Raw genomic sequence first — 20,529 nt, forward strand, 5'->3', positions numbered from 1 at the left:
AATTCGCATGGGTGTTGGGCACGCGACGTCGTCGTGCAAATCGCGCAGACGGGGGCCGTACCAAGGAACCGACCTACCGAGGGCTGTACCGATAAGAGGTCCACCGTGGCATTACCTGACCGCAACGCTTGGTTTCCCTGTTGTAAAGCTTAGAAAACCGGGTGGGTCGTGTCTAGAGCGCACCGAACACACTTAGGTAACGATTGGTGATCGCGCGAGACGCCTACTCGGCGGGGAAGAATACTGTGGAAAACCCTACCGGCATAGACATCCGATGACAGGTCCTCTCATTGCGCAGGAAACGACCATGACTTCTCCAGAGATCGGTTATCCGGGCGTACGTCGTGAACCTCGCACGCGTCACTCGACGCGAACAGGAATTCAATATTGTAATCCAAAACACAATTTAAACGTAAAATCGAACTGAACGCCGAAAAACGGAGGTCGACATGTCAAGGTACAGCGATTACCTCGTCAGCGCCGCCTCCGACCTCACCCTGACAGAAATTCTTCGCCGCCCCGTCGACGACCTGCTGGGAGTCGGACCCGACGCGGCAGCCTCACTTCAATCCGTCGCCATCTCCACGATCTTCGACCTCGGAACCTCAACACTCTTCGCTCAGGCGGAGGCCGCCGCCGAAGCCCCATCCGAAGCGGTGAACCTCGTTTCGTCCGAAATCCTCGACCCGGACATCACCGTCCCGATCGAAGAAATCCCTAATCTCCCCCTCAATCACCTCCGTGGAATAGACCCTGCCATAGGCACCACCATCCAAGCGACACTCCACGTGGAAACGATCAGGGACCTCGCCTACTGGCCGCCCCGACACACGGCCCGTGAGATGGTCGCCGAAGCACTGGGCACCGACCTCGGCGACGTGGAGGAAGAGACGGCCGAAGAACTCCGTCCCCGTTTCGGCGAATACCCCACCGAACGGGTCTACTACGATTCCCTTCTCATGCTCGGACACAGTCACAACGAAGAAAACCTGACTCCGTTGTCCGGTCCGGTCGACCTCGGTGAGCTCGCCGCCGGGTCCGTTGGGTTCGGGACTCCGGCGGTGGGTGCGCTCGCGACGTATACCCAGTCCTGGTTCGCTCAGGGCATCACTCTCGGACATATGATCCATTCTTTGGCGCTGGCTCCCGGCGAAGCCACTCGAGTGGCGGTCGTGGACTGGTCGAGACGTACCCGGGCGGAAGTCTCGGAGTCCGTCAGCGAATCCGAACGCTTGGACAGTTCACTCACCCACGCACGTGCCGTCAGCGAAGTACAGAACGCGGTGGCCGAGGAAATGCAGTCGGGAGGATCGATCACCTCAGGTTGGGCCGCATCCAGCAGTAGTGCTAAGGGATATTCCGCCAGCGTCGGCGGTGGAGGCGCTGGTATCTACCAAGGTGTGGCGGGAGTGCTGGGTTTCGGCGGAGGTGGCTCAAAGTCCTCCCAGCAATCGGAAAGTTCCTCTCGCGCGACCTCAACATCCTGGTCGGTGGGTTCCCGCTCGGTTATGGCGGAGATGAGCCAGCGCGTCAACGACCGCACCGAACAGCATTCCACGGCGGTACGCAATCGGCGCGCCTCAGCAGTGCGGGAAGTATCCCAGGCGGAACATGAGCAGGTAAGCACGCGGGTCGTCGCCAACTACAACCACATGCACGCCCTCACTGTGCAGTACTACGAGGTAGTCCAGATCTACCGCGTCGCCGTTCGGCTGAACCGGTTCACCAGAGTCCTGTTCATCCCCTTCACTACTCTGGACTTCCGCATGCCCGGCGGCTTGGACGTCGTCGCCCGATTCAGGTCGCAGCTGCTCGATGCGGCCCTCAATAACAGAGTGGCCTCGCTTCTCATCGACAACACCGGAGTCGTCGACATCCATGAGGCGGTCCGGGTGCGGCGACCTGTTCTGGTCGCCGACGAGATCATGGCGGAGGCCGGCACCGATCTCGACGACGACACCGAGGTCATTGTGGATACCGATGCCGCCGAACGCCTCACCTCAGAAGCAGAGGCCATCGAGACGGCGTCACAGATGCCGTTTCCGGTTACCACCCGACCCGGGCCTCTTGGTGCCGCCGTCCCAGGTGACGCCCGGCTACGCTCGATCGCCTTCGAAAACACGGGTATCACCAGAGTGCGCATCGACCGGGCCGGAATCCCCGCCGACGACTCCACCTTTGTGGTGACCTCCGGTACCGACCGAATCGACTTCACATCGGAGATTCTCCTGCGCGAAGTCGACGCCGTCCACGTGACACGCGAGGGCGGGAGTCCCCGGACGGGCACGATGTTGCTCCACTACGAAACCGGTGGCCGTGAGCGGACGGCCTCCATCCCATTGAACTTGCGCCATGGTACGCACATGCAACGGGCGGCCTATCTGTTCGGCGATGACTCGGACCGTGAGACGGAGTTGATGGACCATCTCCAGGACAATCGCTCCTATTACACCCAAGCGGTGTTCGCGGGACTCGATTCGGCCTCACTCGTCCAGCTCCTCTCGGGGCTTTCCTGGCAGGACGAGCCGCTGACCGACCAAATCGAACCCAATCCGGTCGCCGTGACCGGTAACTATCTCGTACTCCGAGCTCCAGCCGAGCCGTCGTCCCCTTCGGGCCTGGACGATTGTTACACCTGGTCACAACTCCTTGATGCCCGTGGAGTGGACTTCGGAGCCGAGGACGCCAGGCTGGTACCGATTCCCACCGGGGGCGTTTTCGCCGAAGCCGTGCTGGGTCGTTCCAATTCCGCCGAGAAGCTTGACATCACCCGATTCTGGAATTGGCAGGATTCCCCGATCCCACTCGAACCGCCCGATATTTCGGGAGTCACCACCGGGTCTCGGGCTCGAGACGAGGACCTGACACCAGGGCAGTTGGGGCAGCCGGTGGTCAATCTGCAGAACGCCACCCCACTGCCGGATCCATCCGGTGTCTCAGCGGCACTCAACGCCATCGCGAACGGCAACATGTTCCGTGACATGAGCGGCCTCGCCGGATCCCAGGATCTCGCGGCCGGAATGAGCAAGGGAACTCTGGCGGCCGCCACCGAAGCAGGACGGATCGCCTCGGAGAACTTCCAGGCTTCGACCCGACAGGCCACTCAGATGGGCCAGGCCGCCGCAGACCTCTTCAAAATGAGCAAGGGAGCCGGGAGCGGTTCCGGAAGCGGAGGTTCAGGGGACATCTCGACCGATAGCCCCTCGGTGCAGGGCGCGAAGATCAACCACGGGCGCGACCTCGATGAGCGCGGCGTTTCGGGTTCAGACTCGTCGGGAATCGAGGAGACGATTTTCGCCGCCCGCCAACCCGACCGCTCGGGGGGAGATCCCACGGCGAACGGCGGAGGATTCTCGCGCGACCTGGCTTACAGCGATGGAGCCGCCGGAGCCTCACCGCACCTCATCGGCCACACGGCTGCGGCGCTCGGCCAAGGTGGTGGAGGCGGCGGATCGACGTCGTCGGCGCAGAAGCGGTCGGTCGCCTACTTGGTCGGCGACGCTATGGAGTTTCCTCTGCGCCTCATGTTCCTCCAGGACGCGAAGGCATTGGACATGGACATCCTGCCCGAAAACGTCCTGATAACACCAATGCGGAAACACAAAAACAGCGAGGAGTTCGAACCGATTTACTCCGGCTGGACTGACGGCCCCAACGACGTCTACTTCAATTATGGGAAAGCGGTAGAGGCTTACTTCAGCAGGAAACCCGATATCGGGCCCGACTACGCGATGAGTTACATGCGGTTCTTCGCAGTGCTCGTACTCCGCCATGAAGGCCACCATATTCGCCAATTCCGGGACCCGCAGAAGGGGCGCCCCGTCGGCGACGACGGCGTGAAAAGGATGATCGAATACGAAGTCGAAGCCTACGGCGATGACGTCCAATGGCTGTCGAACGCAGAGGTGCAGAACCGTTTGAAGCAGGACATCGGGATTTTCTCCACCGACATCGACTATTTGTACGGTATCGTCGACGCCGCATTCAACTACTTCGACAGCCTGGCCAAATCCAGCAGGTCCAGTGAAGGCTTGATGGATGAACTGCAGAGAACCGACAAACTTCCCTGGATACTCAACGGGAACTCGATATACAGTATGGCCGACCTCTATCAGACAGAGGACTGACCCACCGCCCGACCGGGCTGCCACACGGCGAGCGCCGGCGGAACTTGCGCATGCGGTCTGCTACACCGTTCACCGCGAGAGGTGCTCTATGCCGCCTTGTCTGAGGACTTTGAGGACGAGCTGCTCTTCGTCTCACTCTTGGCCGCATCGGACGACTTGGATTCGCCGCCGGAATCCTCCTTCTTCTTGCCGTCCTTCTGAGAGGAATCGGAACCGATCTTGCTCGAATTCGTCGAGCGGGAATCGTTGCGGTAAAAACCGCTTCCCTTGAAGGAAACCCCTACACTGCCGAAGAGTTTCTTCAAACTCTTCTCCTGCCCACACGAAGGGCAGTCGGTGAGGCGGGCCTCACTGAACGACTGCCGCTGGTCGAATTCGTAGCCGCAGTCACCGCAACGATATTCGTAAACTGGCACTTCAATCCTCCATCGCATCATTGGCCCGGCGGGGACACACGCACCGGGAACACTGTTCCGAACCGGATTCGGACACGGTTGTCACACCTGGACGACATTAGCATTCAACGCCCTCGGGCGATCATCCATTCCAGGTCAGAGTGGCCTTCACCGAAGCAATGCCGACTGGACCACCATCGGCGGGTTCACAATCAACCCGCCGCGTCGAGGCGCACCACTCCCCGGGAGGGGGTCACGACGTGGCTGACGAGCCGATCGTGAGCGTCGCGCGGCAGGCGGGGAACGAATTCATGGTCGTAAACCAACGCCATTACCGGCACGTCGAGCGTGACGCGGGCCAAGGCGCGATCATACGAACCTCCACCACGCCCCAAGCGGACCCCGTCGGCGTCCACGGCCACGGCCGGAACGACCACGACAGCCGCTCGACGGATCGCCTCACGGCCCAACAGCGGTCCCGGAGGCTCATTCGAAGGGCGGTAATCCTGCCAATCGAGGTCCCCGTCGTCACACAGTCGGGGCACAATGATCGCATGACGTTCATTCAGGCGTTCGGGCAGAAGAGGGGTCAAGGTTTGCCCGGGTTCGGTTCCAAAAGGTTCGTACGCCGCCACATATACACCTTTAGTGATTTCTCCCATATACTCTGTAAGATGTCTATGGATTTGGGTATCGCATCGCTCACGCGTCGGCTTCGACACGGCCTTCCGCTGCGCGAGAAACCATCGGCGCACACTTGTTTTATCCTCCATTTGAACGATTATCCCCTCCGTCTTTCGGCCAGTCGTGAGGTACGAAAGCACTCAACTGTGTTCCGCATCCGGTATTTACATGCTTGCAGTGTGTAACCTGCTAATAGTGGCGTGTTTTCAGCACAGGAAACCAATAAGCAAGGTGGTCGGCTCAGTCCCCCGGAAACGGCAAGCAAATTAGGAGGCGTGGTGTCACTACGCGGTCGCCTTACCTCGGCATTCCTCGTCGTGGTCCTCGGGCCGGTGCTCGTGGGCGCCGTATTCGTGGCCCTCATCGTCTCCTACATGTCCGACGTTCGCACCGATGAGCAGCTCGATGCCGCCGCCGATACCGTGGAAGGGCGCATCAGCATGTACTGCGAGCGCATCCATACGGCCAATACCGCGCTGGCCATGACCTATCGCGACGGCCATACCGACACGGTGACGTCCATGGCCGAGCTCATCGTAGAGCGTGGGGTCTCTGACGGAGTGACCGTTTCGGTCGACGGTGAGCCGTCCTCGGTGATCGGAGCCGCGCTTCCGCAGGGGCAGGGGGTCGACTGCGTCGCTCCGGATGCTTCGAGTGAGCAGCGGGTTTCGGCGATTTTGGTGTCGCAAACCATTTCCACTCCCGACGGGAACGTGACATTGGCGTCCTATCGCATCGTCAACGCGGATTTTCTGAACGGTTTGGCGGATCATTCCCATGCGGCGGTGGAACTGGACGACGCACGTGAGCCGCGCTTGGAGGCGGGGTTGTCGAATCCGGACAAGTGGCGAACGGCGGACTCCTTCATCCCGCTTCGTGTCGGCATTCCGCATGTGAATGTGGGTCCGATGTATTGGGTTCTGGGCGGAATGTTGGTGGCGTCGATCGGTTTGGCGATCGGCTTGGCCGCTTGGCTGGCTCGCTCGACGACGCGTCCCTTGGGGGAGCTGTCGACGGCCGCGGAGCGTTTGGCCGAGGGGAATCTGAGTATTCGCGTGCCGGTGCACGGCCGTGACGAGATGGGGCAGTTGGCGGGTTCGTTCAACCAGATGGCGGCGCAGACGCAGCGTTATGTGCAGGCGTTGACCTCGTCGCGGGATCAAATGCGCGGGCAGTTGCGTCGCTTGGGGCAGACCTTGTCGGCCACCTTGGATTTGGACCGGATTATGGAGGTCATTCTGGATACCGCCATTGTGGCCACCGGTGCGGGCGGCGGCGTGGTGATGTTGGTCGACGTGGATGATTCGAATCGTTTGAAACAACGGGCCGGGGAGGGCGATTTGGGTCTGGACGAACCGGCGACGGTGCGTTTCGGCGAGGGTGTCATCGGTCGGATCGCCGCCGAGGGCGTCCCCATGTCGGGCCGGATGGTCAACGGTCGATTCCATGGTTTGCAGCGCAGTCAGACTGAACCGAACGCGGAGTCGTTGATTGCGGTACCGTTCCGAGGCCGAAGTCAGGGGGTGCCTCTGGCGGACGATTCGGGATGGGACGGTCTCGAGGGCGAGCAGGGTGCGGTCATGGGAGTGTTGGTGCTGTACAACCGAGTCGGCGCACCGACGTTTGACGATCGTGACTTTGAGACCTTGGAGACCTTTGCCGGGCAGGTTGCCGTGGCGGTGGAGAATGTGCTGTTGCATCGGCAGGCGCAGCGATTGAGTTTGACCGACCCGCTGACGGGACTGTGGAATCTGCGCTTCATGCAGTCGGCGGTGCAGCGTGAAATGGAACGGGCACGGCGTTATGGGCATTGCTCGGCATTGTTGGCGATTGACATCGACCTGTTCAAGGCGGTGAACGACACCTATGGTCACCCGGCCGGGGATCAGGTGTTGATCGAGTTGGCGCGGCGTATCAATGGGCAGATTCGCGAGGTTGACCTGGCTTTCCGGCAGGGAGGTGAGGAGTTCATGGTTCTGCTCCCGGAAACCGATGAGTTCGGGGCGGTGTCAGTGGCCGAGCGTCTGACCGCGGCGGTGAATTCGCGTCCCTTCCGGCTTAACATCCATGATGGACCGATGGAATTGGACATTTCGATTTCCATCGGCGTGGCGGTGACGGAATTGAACGGGGAAACCGCGCCGGAGCTGATTTCGGCCGCTGATCAGGCGCTGTATTCCGCCAAGGAGTCGGGCCGCAATACCTGGCGCATCGCGCGCTGGTAACCGTCGCTTGAGAACCGTCATTTCGGTGGTCACCCGCCCGCACACCCACACTACGGGTCTCCCCGCCGTGGGCGCTAATCTCGCAGTATGTCGGAAAACAAACGCGCCACCAAAGCCATTGTTCCCGCCGCCGGGAATGCGACCCGTTTTCTCCCCTCGACCAAGTCCGTTCCCAAAGAGCTCTTTCCGGTGATCGACAAGCCGGTCCTGCACCATATCGTCGAAGAGGCCGCGGCCGCCGGTCTTTCTGACGTCCTTCTCGTGACCGCCCGTGGCAAGGACGCACTCACCGACTACTTCGACGCACGGCCCGACTTGGAGGACGCTCTACGGCGTAAGGGAGACGACAAGCGCCTGCAAGCGGTCAAGCAGCCTGAGCAGCTGGCCGATATCACGGCGATTCGTCAGGGCGGAGCGCTCGGTTTGGGGCACGCCGTTGGCCGTGGGGCACACTTCGTCGGTGACGAACCCTTCGCCGTCCTATTGGGAGACGAATTCTGCGACATCGACGACGAACTTCTCCCGCAAATGATTGATCTGCAATCGCAAACCGGCGGAATTGTATTGGCGCTCTTGGAAGTCCCTTGGGACGAAGTAAGCCGGTACGGAGTCGCGTCGGTCAATTCCACCGATAACGACGATGTTGTGGAAGTGACCGGTTTGGTGGAAAAGCCGGCCCGCGAAAATGCACCTTCCAATCTCATTGTGGTCGGTCGGTATATATTGCCGGGAACAATTTTCCCCGAAATCGATCGAACAGAGCCCGGGCGAGGCGGTGAAATCGGACTGACCGAAGCAATGGATGCCATGCGAGAGAATGGAACACCGGTTCACGGAGTGGTATTCAAGGGCCGTCGTTACGATACCGGGGAGCCGGTCGGTTATTTGAAGACCCTGGTGGAACTCGCCGCTCAACGCGACGACCTGCGGTCGTTCCGCACCTGGTTGCGCGACTTCAGCGCGGAACTGGACGACTGAATCCGACGTCCGCATCATCGTGCCGCCACCGCTGTGACCGCACGATGATCGACACCGCCCGTAAGAACGGCTGGAAGGCGCGGTTCTTAAACATTTCCGAGTCACGGAGTTAGGATTAGACGCATATTCCAAAATCGGAGGAATTCAACTTAATCCAAACGCTTCGGGCATTTCAAGGACGAGACGGCTCGCGGTTTGGGACAGTAAAAGACAAAACACGTATTTCGGTCCGACGATCAATTCGGCGGACCGCATACGGTGATGAACCGCCGTATTCGTGCTCCTTGAACTCCGGCTGACACGAATGTGCGAACGGTTCTCTGATAAGAGAAACCTCAAGGGTTCTCCGTTTGGCTTGGTTATGTGGACGTCGGGTAGATTAGTTGAAAAAAGGGGATGAGGAATGACTGAGACAGAAGGAAGCACTACATTCGCGGAATTCCTCGCCCACAGCCTCTCCAAGGTCCGTCCGCTTCCCGCTACCGATATCGACCTCATCCAGGCCACCGGGTCCGTACTCGCCACCGACGTATCGGCCCCCGCACCACTACCGGCGTTCGATTACGCCGCAATCGACGGGTACGCCGCCAACGCCGATGATATTCTGGGCGCCACCGAGGACCACTCGGTGGGTCTCAAAGTGCTCGGTGACCTCTCCGCCGCCTCGTGGCGACCGGTCCGTCTGGTCCCCAACACCTGCTTTGCCGTCGCTGCCGGTGCTCCCCTTCCCATCGGCGCGAACGTGGTGGTACCACTGTCGTGGACGGACGAAGGCATGGCCACCGTCGAAGTCCGCCGGACTCCCAAACGTGGTCACGGAGTCCAATACACCGGCACCGAACGCGGCGACGGGTCGATTCTGGCGCAGTCCGGCCGTCGCATGACTCCACAACTCATCGCCCTCTTGGCCGCGTCCGGTCTGGCCGACGTCACCGTTCGCCCCACACCACGCGTGGTCGTCATCGCCACGGGAGACGAATTGGTCGACACCGGTCGTCCCAGCCAGCCCGGCCAAGTCATCGACGTCAACTCGCACCTGGTGACGGCGGGCGCCTCCGAAGCGGGTGCGCACGCCTACCGAGTCGGAATCTGCGACGACGAACCCGAAGCGCTCCGCAACGTCCTCGACGACCAGGTCCTGCGGGCCGACTTCGTGATCACCACCGGGGGTACGTCAACGGGACCGGGCGACATGGTCCGTCGGACACTGTCGCGCGACCGCACCGTGGATTTTCCCGGACTGTCGATCTACCAATGCGAAAGCCTGGGATTCGGAACCATCGGACCGGAAGAGATCCCCATCCTCTGCCTTCCCGGCAACCCGGTATCGGCAAGTCTGGGGTTTGAAATCCTCGCCCGTCCCATCATCCTGCGCCTGGCCGGTGCCGAACCGGTATTTCGTCCCAGCGTCCGGGCCAACCTGACCGAGGCCATCACCTCCCCGCTCGGCCGACGAGAGTTCCGCCCTGTCAAGGTCACCGAACGCCGAGGTGGAGGATACACCGTCACTCCGCTTGGGATGCAATCGTATACACTAAGTGGATTCGCCGAAGCGACCGGACTGATGGCCGTCGGCGAAAACGCCTCGACCGTCCCGGCCGGATCGACCGTGGACGTCATGCTTCTTGACAGACATCGGTGACATAGACGCCCTTGACCGTGTCAGGGCCCGATGCCGGTCTGCGGGAGCTTGCCCTGATTGACCACACCCGCCAAGTCGAACACCGGTAATGACATGAACATGAAGAATCCTGGTTGGCCCGCCGTACTGACCGACGGCGACGTCACCCTTCGTCCGTTTCGTCGCGGCGACGGGCCACGTTGGTCCCGACTTCGCCGAGACAATGAACAATGGCTTGCCCCATGGGAGCCCAGCCCCAGGCTCAACTGGTACGACGCGCACTCCCCCGCCTCGTACCGTTTCGTCTACAAGTCGTACAAGAAAAGCGCCCGGCAAGGCACCAGTTGGCCGTGGGCGGTCTGCTATCGTAATGAACTCGTCGGCGGACTCACCATCGGCAACATCATCCGGCGGGCCTCCGGAAACGCCTTCGCCGGCTACTGGATCGACAGTGGCCACGCCGGACTGGGCATCACCACCACGGCATTGGCACTCTCGATCGACCATGCCCTCACCGTGGGGCTCCTGCACCGCATCGAAGTCAACATTCGCCCCGAGAACATCCCCTCCAATCGGGTGGTGGAAAAGCTCGGACTGCGTCGTGAAGGACTCCACGAACGCTTCCTCTACATTGCGGGGGCCTGGCGTGACCACTATGGATACGCCATTACGGCCGAAGAAATCAGCTCCCAAAGTCTGCTCGACCGACTCAAAAGCCACCGACGACGCACGTCACCTTGAGTGGCGAAGTTCAATGGTAGGACGTCTGACCAGGGATAGAATGAGTGCGTGGATCAGAACACTCAGCTTCCAACCGTCGGAATGATCGGCGCGGGACAGCTCGCCCGCATGACGCACCAGGCCGCCATCGCACTGGGCCAGAGCCTCCATGTGCTCGCCACCGATCCAAAGGAGTCGGCCGCCGTGGTCACCCCGTACACCGAAATCGGGGATTGGACGAACGCGGACGACCTGAAAAGGTTCGCGCGCGACAAGACAGTGGTCACCTTCGACCACGAACATGTACCGCAGGACGTACTCAACGCGCTCCAAGAGTCCAACGTAGCAATGGAGCCCAGACCGGAAGCCCTGTTGTACGCACAGGACAAACAGGCGATGCGCCAACGCCTGGGAAAGCTCGGCCTACCCATGCCACGCTGGTCGCCGGTGGACTCCATCAGCGACGTCAACGCCTTCGGCTACCCCTGCGTTCTCAAGGCCGCCGCGGGGGGCTACGACGGCAAGGGCGTCTGGATGGTCAAGGACTCCACCGAGGCCGAGGAGGTCTTGGCCGGCGGAGTTCGCCTCATCGCGGAGGAAAGAGTCGCCCTCTTGGGAGAGGTCGCCATTCAAATCGCCCGTACGCCCAGCGGAGACATTCGGTTCTACCCCTTGGTGGAAACCGTACAACGCGACGGGATCTGCGTGGCGACCATAGCGCCGGCCCGAATCAACGAGACCGAAGAGCGTCAAGCCCGCGAGATCGCCGCCACCGTCGCCGAAGACCTCGGGGTGACTGGAACGATGGCGGTGGAGCTCTTCCACACGAAGGACGGCCTCCTGGTCAACGAACTGGCCATGCGCCCCCACAATTCCGGTCACTGGACGATCGAGGGAGCGACCACCTCGCAGTTCGAACAACACCTTCGGGCGGTACTCGACTACCCTCTGGGCGAAACGAACATGACCGCACCCGTCGTCGTCATGGCCAATATCCTGGGCGGACCGGAAGGCGGCCCCCGCCTCGACGAACGGGTTCAGCAGCTCATGCACGACGATCCCGGGGCACGCCTGCACCTGTACGGGAAGTCCATTCGCCCCGGCCGGAAGATCGGCCACGTCACCGTATCCGGCAGCGATCTCGATACCACCCGCAAACGTGCCCTGCGCGCGGCGCAATGGATTCGCGAAGGCCACTAGACTGAACAAACGACGGTACAGGTGGCGCATAAACCGGTCTTCGTCGAAACAACATCAGCGCCACACCGAACGGCCAAACTGACACAACAATGCAACGAGCGCCGAAGTCGCGAGGTTGCCGAAGAGCTGGAAAAGAGCTCAGGCGCTGCACAGTGCGTTGAACAGTGGCGTTCGCAGGATCCAGGCGTGCTTCAGCACGTCGGGGGCTGCGAAGGACGCTGGGCAACGTGCTGTGGAGGGGCTGAGCGGTCACCTACCTACCAACCAATGCTGAGCGGTCAGGAGAAACGAAAATGGAGAAGGCGCGCGTCGGCATCATCATGGGTTCCGATTCCGATTGGCCCACGATGGAAGCCGCCACCACAGAGCTGCAACGCTTCAACATTCCTTATGAGGTGCGGGTCGTATCGGCGCACCGCACTCCCCATTCTATGCTCACCTACGCCGAAAGCGCCGCCTCGCGAGGCGTCCAAGCCATCATCGCCGGTGCCGGAGGCGCGGCGCACCTGCCCGGAATGGTCGCGGCGGCAACCCCCTTGCCGGTCATCGGAGTTCCCGTACCACTCAAACACCTCGACGGAATGGATTCACTTCTGTCGATCGTGCAGATGCCTTCCGGCGTGCCGGTTGCGACCGTATCGATCGGGAACGCGCAGAACGCCGGTCTTCTGGCGGTTCGTATCCTGGGTGCCACCGACGAAACTCTACGCAACCGTATGGCCTCGTATCAGGTCGACCTGGAACGCATGGTGACGGAGAAAAACTCCCGCCTGCAGTACCGCTTGGCACACGGCGGGGACGATAACGGCTAGTGGTCCTCCTCGACTTTCAAGCCGTCCTGTTCGACCTGGACGGCACCTTGGTGAACTCACAACCGGCCATCGAACGTTCCGTACGGCGGTGGGCGGCCGAACACGGTCTTGACGAGGAGTACGTGCTGGCACGCGCGGAAGGGCGACAGGATGCCGACCTGGTGGCCGAGGTCGCCCCGGACCAGGACATCGAACGCGAAGCCGCACGCATCGCGGAGTTGGAGGCGGCGGATACGACGGCCGTCCACGCCGTAGTGGGCGCGCGTCGACTGCTCGACTCACTTCCGCACGACCGCTGGGCCATCGTGACGTCGGGGACCTACGAGGTCGCGAGCGCCCGCTTGCGGGCCGCCGGATTGCCACGGCCCGAGGTGTTTTTGACCGCCGACGTCGTCCAGCACGGTAAGCCCCACCCGAGTGGCTACCTGACCGCCGCGGATCGTTTGGGGTTCACGCCCGAGGAATGTCTGATTTTTGAAGACACTGCCACCGGGGTCAAGGCGTCCGTCGCCGCGGGGATCCGATGTGTCGGGGTCGGTGACGACGTGCGGCCGGCACAGGGCAGCGAGACGGTGGCCTCCATTTCGGATTTCACCTCCGTTGAACTGCGGCACGGTGACAACGCGTGGCAGTTGGTTCTCGGCTAGGGACGGTACCTGGTCTCGTGTTGACGGCACGCACCGCCGGGTTCTCGGCAGGCGCGATCGTATTAACGTGGTTAAAAGCCGAATGTTTCGCACGACCAGGGAGAGAACAATGCAGACGTCGCAATTTCACACGATAGCCGATGTGGAGGCGGCCTCGCGGCACGCGATGCCTCGACCGGCATGGGACTACATCAGTGGTGGAGCCGGCGATGAGGTCACCATGCGCGCTAATCGGGACGTTTTCGAGGAACGCCGTTTCCTTCCGCGCATGCTGCGCGAAGTGTCCACCATCGATTCCGCCACCACGGTACTGGGTGCCCCTTCGTCGATGCCGTTTGCGGTCGCACCGATGGCCTATCAGAAACTCGCCCATCCCGACGGCGAACTGGCGACGGCGCGTGCCGCCCGCGAACAGGGCGTCCCCTTCCATTTGGCCACCATGAGCAGTATCGCCATGGAGACGGTGGTAGAGACGCCGGGCGAGTACGTGTTTCAGTTGTACTGGCTGCGTGATCGTGATCTTATGGCCCAGATGCTCAACAGTGCCGAAACGTTCGGGTGTCGTGCCGTGGTTCTGACCGTGGACGCTCCCGTTCTGGGACAAAGAGTTCGGGACACGAGGCACGACTTCAGCCTGCCCGACGACGTCCATGCGGCGAATCTGATGGACGAGGAGGAATCGGGCAACCTCAAGGAGTCGATCGACTTGAGTTTCGATTCCTCCCTGAAGTGGGACGACCTCGCCTGGATTCGGGAAAACTGTTCCCTTCCCTTGATCGTCAAGGGGATTTTGCATCCCGACGACGCGCGTGCGGCGGTCGATCACGGGGCCTCGGCGATCGTGGTGTCCAATCACGGCGGTCGCCAACTCGATCAGGCCGTATCCAGTCTGGAGGTCCTTCCGGTGATTCGGGAGGCGGTCGGTCCTGATTTCGAGATCGTCTTGGACAGTGGAATTCGCTCGGGGCGTGACGTCCTATTGGCTCTGGCGCGCGGTGCCGATTCGGTGCTCATCGGACGTCCGATCCTATGGGGCTTGGCAGCGGCCGGTGAAGCGGGGGTCAACCGCGTCCTCGAACTGTTGGGGACGCAGCTGACCGATGCGATGGCGCAAGCGGGCGCTCGTACCGTGGCCGAAGCCAAGAACGTTCACGTCTGGTAAAGCCCGATGCGCCACGTCCACGCGGCTTAATCGGAGTTCGCTCGGGAGAACTGGCTGCCGGTCACGTTCTCCCCTTCCGCATTGCCGGCGATGCACTGGAAGGTGCCGTTGTCCGGCAGATGGACGGCGGTCGTCCAGTCGATGCGTTCGGCACCGACCAATTCCTGCAGCGGCCCGTCTTCCCTCTGCCCGTCAATACAGAGTCCCTGGATGAGGTCGTTGGACTGTGCCTCCGCCATATCGGTCACGCCTTCGGGCAACGGTCCCTGGGCGTAGGCCTCCCATTGATGTGAGGCGTCGCAGGAGACCGGGGAGAATCCGTCCCCGGGGTCGCCGTCGAAACAGACGGGTTCTTCCACACAAGAGGCTCCGTCGGCCGTCAAGGTGCATTCGGCGACGTAGTCCTCGGCCTGGCTTTCCTTTTCCAGGTCACGAGTCGGTTCGCTGCGGAACAGGAAATAACCTCCGACTCCCAACCCCGCGAGAACCAGGACTCCGACGGTGACCAAACCGATCAGTCGTCCCATGTCGGAGGTGGAACCGCCCCGCTCACGCAGTCGCCGTTCCCGTCGGGTGATGCCTCCGGTATCGGTCGGGCTCACGGATTTTTCCGCCAACGGAGCGGGCAGACGGTCGTCGTGTTCGTTGACGGCGCGGCGATCCAGCTCATTGAGCTGTACGTCGACGACGTCGGGGCCGGGTGTCTCCTGCTGTAGCCCCGAGTTCGGTGTTTCGGGCGGGACGGCCATGTTGCCGGGAACGTCGCCCCACGGAGCCGCCGCCTGAGGCGACGGTTCACCGTATTGCTTACGAGGCAAGGGAAGCCGTTCGGTATCGGCTTCTTCTTCAACGTCCGCTGCCGATTGATGCCCATTATGGAGTGTGGGGATCAGGTGCGTCTGGTCGACATTCGCTCCATGGCCGTCCTGCGGTGCGAGTTCGGCGTCCGGTTGGTTGTCGATCGGGGCGGGAGCGGAGGCGAACGCGGAGAAGGTTCCCTGCAGAGGGGGCGATAGGAATTGCTGACTCGTCTCCACCACCGGCAGCACGCCGGTGGACTCCTCTGGAATGGAGGAGAGCGAGTCTCTGAAGTATTCGGCGGTGGGTCGCCCCGCCGGATTGTCGATCAGACCCGTTTTCAACATCTCGGTGAGGAGTGGGGAGACGCCCGGGATATTGGGGATCGGTTGAGAAAAGAGCGCTTGTACTTCGTTGATGTCCGATACGCCTTGTTCCGGAAAGCGCGGTGGCGTTCCGTTCAGCAGGGTGTAGAGCGACGCGGCCAAGGAGTACACATCGGCCGCGGAAGTGATTTGGCCGTGTTCAAAAACTTCACGCGCGGCGAAGGCGGGGGTGGCGGTGACCGAGACGGGTCCGGTCGATCCGTCTGGATTGTCGGTCGCGAATCCGAGGTCGGTCAGCAGCGCTTCCCGATTCTCATTGACCAAGATATTGGCCGGCTTCACATCACCGTGGACCAGGCCCTGGGAGTGAATCTCCACCAACGCGTCCGCGACTCTGATTCCCAGCTTCAATACCGCCGAGGGATCCAACGGCCCGACGGTCCGCAAGGCCTGTGCGGCGTTGGTGGGACAGAGTTCCATGATGACGTACGGGTGACCGCCGTTGGCGACACCGGCCGAATAGATCGGAATGATGCAGGGGTGCTGGGATACGACTCGTGCCTGAGCCATGGTGTGGTGAAAACGGTCCCGTTGCCGAGCGTCGGTCAACTGCCGCCGCTCGATCTTGACCGCCACTCGGCGCCGCAGATGCGCTGACTCGGCCGCCCAGACCCGTGAATAGGCTCCGGTGGCCAAGGGCTGGAAGTTCCCCAGCTCTTCATGCCCTTGCAGGAGGTATTCGGGTGTCTCCTCGGCACTCGCGGCACGACGGTGAGGAGGATGAGATTCAAACTGGGCGCCCATGGCCGACATGGTATCCACTAGCTTTGGCCTCCAGTCGTCACATTGTCCGACAGTGTGCCCCCGCGGACTGCGAAATAATCCCGGTCGTCACCCCGCCGACGCCGCGCGGATTCTGCACGGGCCGCGCCGAACGGGCAGGGTACGGATATCACGATCATTCACCACAACTCCTTATAGGGGACTCGAAGCTGATTGGGTCACGGGCCTCGAGCACGTTCCGACGCGGAGACTCCCGGGAGCGAACACGCTGTCTCTTACCTAGGCGGGAGCTCAGATGCCGTTCCCCATTCTATAAAACTACGTCACCAAACCCGAGGCATCATCACCCCCGTTGTCCGACTAACCGAACAGACTACTCATTTTGACCAAATGTATGAGGTGGCTAATGCGTGTCGCGAAGGATAAGTAGCGCATAGTAATCCCATCCCCCGTGGAGCGCGTGGGCGGGCGAGTCAAAGCGACGGTTCAAGGGACTCGCCTGCCCCGCGTACCACATAAACGTCCATCCTCACACGGTATGACGTGGCGGACTCCGAATCCGGTATTTCCGCGTCGGGTCGAGCGGCAATCCAGGCGAAGGTCACCGACGGTCGGCGTTCAGACGTTCGGTGGCCCAGCGGTTGGCCTGGTCGTCCTCCCCGGCCGCCTCCAACGTCTTTTCCGCCCAGTAACGCCCTTCCTCAAAATCTCCCAGATCATCCAGTAGTTGGGCGTATCGTGCGACGATGCGATTGCGGGGCCAACCCAACGACGGTTCCTCCCACTGCTGCACCAACGGCTCCAACTCCGCCAGTGCCGCTGGAACGTCTCCTTGGGCGGCAAAGGTATCGGCCAATAGGGCACTGGCCGCCGCCCGAGCGTTGTCGCGGACTTCGGTCGGTGAGATGCGTTGCAGCGTGTCGCGTGCGATGGACTGTGCGCCGCTGATGTCACCCGCCTCCAGCAGCGTGCGTCCGCGAATGATGTGGGACAGTCCCACCAGCAAGGCCTGTCCGGTCAAGGCCCCGAACGTCTCAGCCTGCTGCGACAGTTCCAATGCTTCGTCGCGAGCGCCGAATCGATCGGCGATCAAGGCACGCACCAAAGTGGCGAAGCCTTTGCCCCAGTCGTCGTTGATGCGGTGGAAATCGGCGAAGGCCTCCCGCGCCTCTTGGTCGGCTCCTTCTCCTTCACCCAATTCGACGAGTGCGGCGGCGTGTATCGCCCGCAGCAATCCGACTGCGAAGAGGTCCCCGGCTCTTTCCCCGATCGGAAGGAAGGTCTCGGCCAAGCGTTTGGCGTCGCCGTAACGGCCGGCCAGCAGCAGAGTGAACGCATTGGCACCGCGTACCCAGGCTCGTCCCACCTGATCGTGGTTGCGGGCGAAGATCTTGGCGGCGCGGCGCAGGGCGTCCTCGGCCCGGGAGAAGTCCCCTCGGGCCGTGTCCGCCCACGCACGATGTTGCAGAGCCCACGCCTCGCGGCGCTCGTCATCGGCCTCGTCGGCCACCTCGTAGGCCGAATGGAAGTGCTCCTCGGCCTCCGACAGGCGACCACCGAGGAAGTCCAACATGCCGAGCCGACATTCAGCGTCGCAACGCGGTCCGGGCAACTGCTCGCGTTTGGCGATGTCCAAGGCCGCCTGCCAGGTCGATCGGGCCGCTTCCAGTTCCCCCAAGTACCGTTGAATACGACCGCGCAACAGCAAAAGCTGCGCGGTGAGATTCGCGTCGGTCTCCTGCGGCTGCGACTGCGGATGGCTCAACGACAGCCCGACGTTCTCGGCCAAAGCGTCGATTTCCGCTTCGGCCTGCTCCACCCGACCCAGACGTGCCAAGGCGCGAGCGCGCAGGAGACGGTCGTTGGGCCCCAAGGGGTGCAGTTTTTCGATCCCGTCCAGCAACCCGATCGCCCGGTCGGGCTCGGAGCTGTTCATGGCCCGTAGAGCCTGCTGGTGGACGGCTTCGAGGGCCAAGGGAACCACGTCCCATACTTCGTCGGCCCGCTCGATTTCCAAGTCACCGGCCAGTTCCGCCGCTTGTTTGGCGTGGTGGACCACGAGGTCGTCGGCGCTTTGGCCGTCAAGTTCCATGGTCGCCGCCCACCGTGCGATCTCGGCGTGCGCGTGAGCGGCGTCGGCTTTCCCGATCGGAGTGTAGGCGGCCTCGCGCAGCAATGGCGTGACGAAACGGTACCCGCCGTAGGAGCGGCGGCGCAGCATGCGTCGATCCAGGAGCTCCTGCAGAGCGCCGTCGAAATCGGAACCCAACTCTTTGCGCAGCAGTTCGGTCGCTTCCGGGCCGATGGCGTCGCCGAAGACCGAGGACGCGCGCAGGAGGGATCGCGCCGCAGAGCCGAGTGCGTCGATCCGAGCGCCCAGCACCTGGGCAAGGTCACGGGACAGTACCTTGCCGGTGAGGGACCCGACCGCGAGGTGCCACTCGTCGTCGCCCGCCACCAACAGGTCCTGCTCGGTGAGAAGCGTGATGAGTTCGGCCAGGTAGTACGGGTTTCCCTGGGCGAATCCGAGGAGTTTCTCCTCGTCGCGTTTGGGAAGTTTCCCGCCGTCGAGGAAGGCCGTCAGCAGCCGGGCGGCCTCTGAACCGTTCAGGGGCGGAAGCGGATACACCTCGGCTTCGGATATGTGAGCCAGCAGGGGCGATACCCGCGTTGCCGGACCGGCGTCGCGCCCGTGCCCGGGTGTGCGGGGTGGACGCATCCGGGTGAGTTCGGGACGCCCGAAGATCATGGTCAGTACCGGACCCTCGATGCGGCTGAGGGCGGTGCCGAGCGCGTCGAGTCCTTCGTCGGTGGCGGTGTGCAGGTCGTCGAGTATCAGCGCCATGGGGCCGGTCTCGGCGATGGCGGTCAACAGGTTCGCCACGGTGATCGGGACGAGCTGTGCCTCGGATTTGTCGCCGATGAACCCGCCCGGCCCCGAGTCGTCGGGGCTGTGGCGGTGTCCCAGGAGGCCGAGCAACACTTCCAGGTTGACCGGGGTGGAACTGTCGGCGGTAATCCGACGCAGTTTATTGCGCGCGCTGGTGCGGTCCATGTCGAACGACAGACCCGCGGCCTTGCGCACCAGGTCGGCCAGCGGGCCGAATCGGCGTGCCTCGCCGTACGGTGCCGAGCGAATGGAGAGGGTACGGACTCCGCGTTCGGTGGCCAAGGTGCGAATTTCGCGGGCGAATCGGGTCTTGCCCATTCCGGCTTCGGCCGTGTGGATGACCACCAGTGGTTCACGGCGGTCCCGGACGGTGTCCAAGCGGCCCGCGACGCGACCGAGCTCCGCTTCACGGCCGATGAACGGTGCGGTGTCACCGAGCGACGCGCGGGTTCCCGGCTCGTCTTCCAGTCCCAGCAGCTGATACACCTCGGTTTCGGCGCGTTTACCTTTGAGGCGGACCGGTTGGAGTTTACGCCATACGGCCATGTGCCGGGTGGCCTGAATCGTGGTCGCGCCCGCCCAGATGGTTCCGGTAGTGGCCTTGTCGCAAATGCGGGCAGCCGTGTTGACCGTGTCCCCGATGACGGTGTATTCGAGGCTGGCCTGCATTCCCGATACCACCAGCCCGGTGCGCAGGCCGATACGCAGTCCGATCGGCAGACCGCCGCCGGACTCGACCTTCAGCAGTTTCCGGACACGCTTCTGCATGGCGGCCGCCGCTCGGACGGCACGTTCGGCGTCGTCTTCGTGGCTTAGAGGTGCTCCGAACACCGCCATGAGTCCGTCGCCGGTGAGCTTGTCGACGTGCCCGCCGAAAGTGTTGACGGAATTGACGCATTCGGCCAACAATCGGTCGGTCACGCTGGAAACCCGTTCGGGATCCTGTCCTTCGGACCAGGTGGTGAAATCCGACAGATCGGCGAAGAGCACCGTGACATAGCGTCGTTCGGTGGAGGGAGCGGAGGCTTCGGGGGACAGTGGAGCTCCGCATTGGTGGCAATACCGGGCCGCGGGAATGGTCGGCGTCGAACAGAATGGACAAATCACGATGTGCTCAACACCATAGCCCGTGACTTTTGTTCCCTCGCGCGATCAGATTCA

13 protein-coding genes are annotated in these 20,529 nt (G+C 62.3%); 9 read left to right on the plus strand and 4 right to left on the minus strand.

The features are described 5' to 3' along the window. Positions 1-449 precede the first annotated feature (449 nt). On the plus strand, positions 450-4,127 hold the full coding sequence (locus HALAL_RS0103335) for a hypothetical protein (RefSeq protein WP_025272644.1): 3,678 nt from the start codon (positions 450-452) through the stop codon (positions 4,125-4,127). A gap of 86 nt (positions 4,128-4,213) precedes the next feature. On the opposite strand, the gene HALAL_RS0103340 is transcribed toward HALAL_RS0103335, so the two are convergent. Both HALAL_RS0103340 and HALAL_RS16450 read right to left on the minus strand, forming a co-directional pair. Further along, positions 4,214-4,543 carry an FmdB family zinc ribbon protein gene (locus tag HALAL_RS0103340; RefSeq protein ID WP_025272645.1) on the minus strand — a complete coding sequence of 110 codons (330 nt, stop codon included), beginning with the start codon at positions 4,541-4,543 and terminating at the stop codon, positions 4,214-4,216. Between the two features lie 191 nt (positions 4,544-4,734). After that, the gene (locus HALAL_RS16450; protein WP_035534332.1) at positions 4,735-5,295 is read right to left on the minus strand and encodes a 5-formyltetrahydrofolate cyclo-ligase; all 561 of its coding nucleotides are present in this window, start codon (positions 5,293-5,295) and stop codon (positions 4,735-4,737) included. Between the two features lie 189 nt (positions 5,296-5,484). Here HALAL_RS16450 and HALAL_RS0103350 point away from each other — a divergent pair, with 189 nt between their 5' ends. The 8 genes from HALAL_RS0103350 (at position 5,485) to HALAL_RS0103385 (ending at position 14,571) form a co-directional block, all read left to right on the plus strand. Next, complete coding sequence (locus HALAL_RS0103350) at positions 5,485-7,431, plus strand: sensor domain-containing diguanylate cyclase (RefSeq protein WP_051462710.1); 1,947 nt, start codon at positions 5,485-5,487, stop codon at positions 7,429-7,431. A gap of 87 nt (positions 7,432-7,518) precedes the next feature. Beyond that, complete coding sequence (locus HALAL_RS0103355) at positions 7,519-8,409, plus strand: UTP--glucose-1-phosphate uridylyltransferase (protein WP_025272647.1); 891 nt, start codon at positions 7,519-7,521, stop codon at positions 8,407-8,409. A 403-nt stretch (positions 8,410-8,812) separates the two neighbouring features. Beyond that, positions 8,813-10,051 carry a molybdopterin molybdotransferase MoeA gene (locus HALAL_RS0103360; RefSeq protein WP_025272648.1) on the plus strand — a complete coding sequence of 413 codons (1,239 nt, stop codon included), beginning with the start codon at positions 8,813-8,815 and terminating at the stop codon, positions 10,049-10,051. Between the two features lie 99 nt (positions 10,052-10,150). Beyond that, positions 10,151-10,771, plus strand: a complete 621-nt coding sequence (locus HALAL_RS0103365; protein WP_211240418.1) for a GNAT family N-acetyltransferase — start codon at positions 10,151-10,153, stop codon at positions 10,769-10,771. A gap of 48 nt (positions 10,772-10,819) precedes the next feature. Continuing rightward, positions 10,820-11,950, plus strand: coding sequence for a 5-(carboxyamino)imidazole ribonucleotide synthase (locus tag HALAL_RS0103370; protein ID WP_025272650.1), 1,131 nt, complete (start codon positions 10,820-10,822; stop codon positions 11,948-11,950). A gap of 293 nt (positions 11,951-12,243) precedes the next feature. Further along, entirely contained in the window at positions 12,244-12,762 is a 519-nt protein-coding gene (purE, locus tag HALAL_RS0103375) for a 5-(carboxyamino)imidazole ribonucleotide mutase (protein WP_025272651.1), read from the plus strand. Next, a complete protein-coding gene (locus tag HALAL_RS0103380; protein WP_025272652.1) occupies positions 12,762-13,409 on the plus strand; it encodes an HAD-IA family hydrolase in 648 nt (215 codons plus the stop codon). Before purE ends, HALAL_RS0103380 begins: the two co-directional genes overlap by 1 nt. A 109-nt stretch (positions 13,410-13,518) precedes the next feature. Continuing rightward, positions 13,519-14,571: an alpha-hydroxy acid oxidase gene (locus tag HALAL_RS0103385; RefSeq protein WP_025272653.1), complete on the plus strand. Its 1,053-nt coding sequence runs from the start codon at positions 13,519-13,521 to the stop codon at positions 14,569-14,571. 26 nt (positions 14,572-14,597) lie between these two features. On the opposite strand, the gene HALAL_RS17295 is transcribed toward HALAL_RS0103385, so the two are convergent. Together HALAL_RS17295 and HALAL_RS0103395 are read right to left on the minus strand one after the other, a co-directional pair. Then, positions 14,598-16,499 (minus strand): serine/threonine-protein kinase, encoded by a 1,902-nt coding sequence (locus HALAL_RS17295; protein ID WP_169732401.1) that lies wholly within the window; start codon positions 16,497-16,499, stop codon positions 14,598-14,600. A gap of 580 nt (positions 16,500-17,079) precedes the next feature. Continuing rightward, the gene (locus HALAL_RS0103395) at positions 17,080-20,475 is read right to left on the minus strand and encodes an adenylate/guanylate cyclase domain-containing protein (RefSeq protein WP_051462712.1); all 3,396 of its coding nucleotides are present in this window, start codon (positions 20,473-20,475) and stop codon (positions 17,080-17,082) included. Positions 20,476-20,529: the final 54 nt, after the last annotated feature.

The organism is Haloglycomyces albus DSM 45210, assembly GCF_000527155.1.
Classification (GTDB): Bacteria; Actinomycetota; Actinomycetes; order Mycobacteriales; family Micromonosporaceae; genus Haloglycomyces; species Haloglycomyces albus.

What these genes read in the sequence shown, in the direction of transcription:
- HALAL_RS16450 (WP_035534332.1), bottom strand. Translation starts at nt 5,295, where the DNA reads ATGGAGGATAAAACAAGTGTGCGCCGATGGTTTCTCGCGCAGCGGAAG.
- HALAL_RS0103360 (WP_025272648.1), top strand. Translation starts at nt 8,813, where the DNA reads ATGACTGAGACAGAAGGAAGCACTACATTCGCGGAATTCCTCGCCCAC.
- HALAL_RS17295 (WP_169732401.1), bottom strand. Translation starts at nt 16,499, where the DNA reads ATGGGCGCCCAGTTTGAATCTCATCCTCCTCACCGTCGTGCCGCGAGT.
- purE (WP_025272651.1), top strand. Translation starts at nt 12,244, where the DNA reads ATGGAGAAGGCGCGCGTCGGCATCATCATGGGTTCCGATTCCGATTGG.
- HALAL_RS0103355 (WP_025272647.1), top strand. Translation starts at nt 7,519, where the DNA reads ATGTCGGAAAACAAACGCGCCACCAAAGCCATTGTTCCCGCCGCCGGG.
- HALAL_RS0103335 (WP_025272644.1), top strand. Translation starts at nt 450, where the DNA reads ATGTCAAGGTACAGCGATTACCTCGTCAGCGCCGCCTCCGACCTCACC.
- HALAL_RS0103385 (WP_025272653.1), top strand. Translation starts at nt 13,519, where the DNA reads ATGCAGACGTCGCAATTTCACACGATAGCCGATGTGGAGGCGGCCTCG.
- HALAL_RS0103365 (WP_211240418.1), top strand. Translation starts at nt 10,151, where the DNA reads ATGAAGAATCCTGGTTGGCCCGCCGTACTGACCGACGGCGACGTCACC.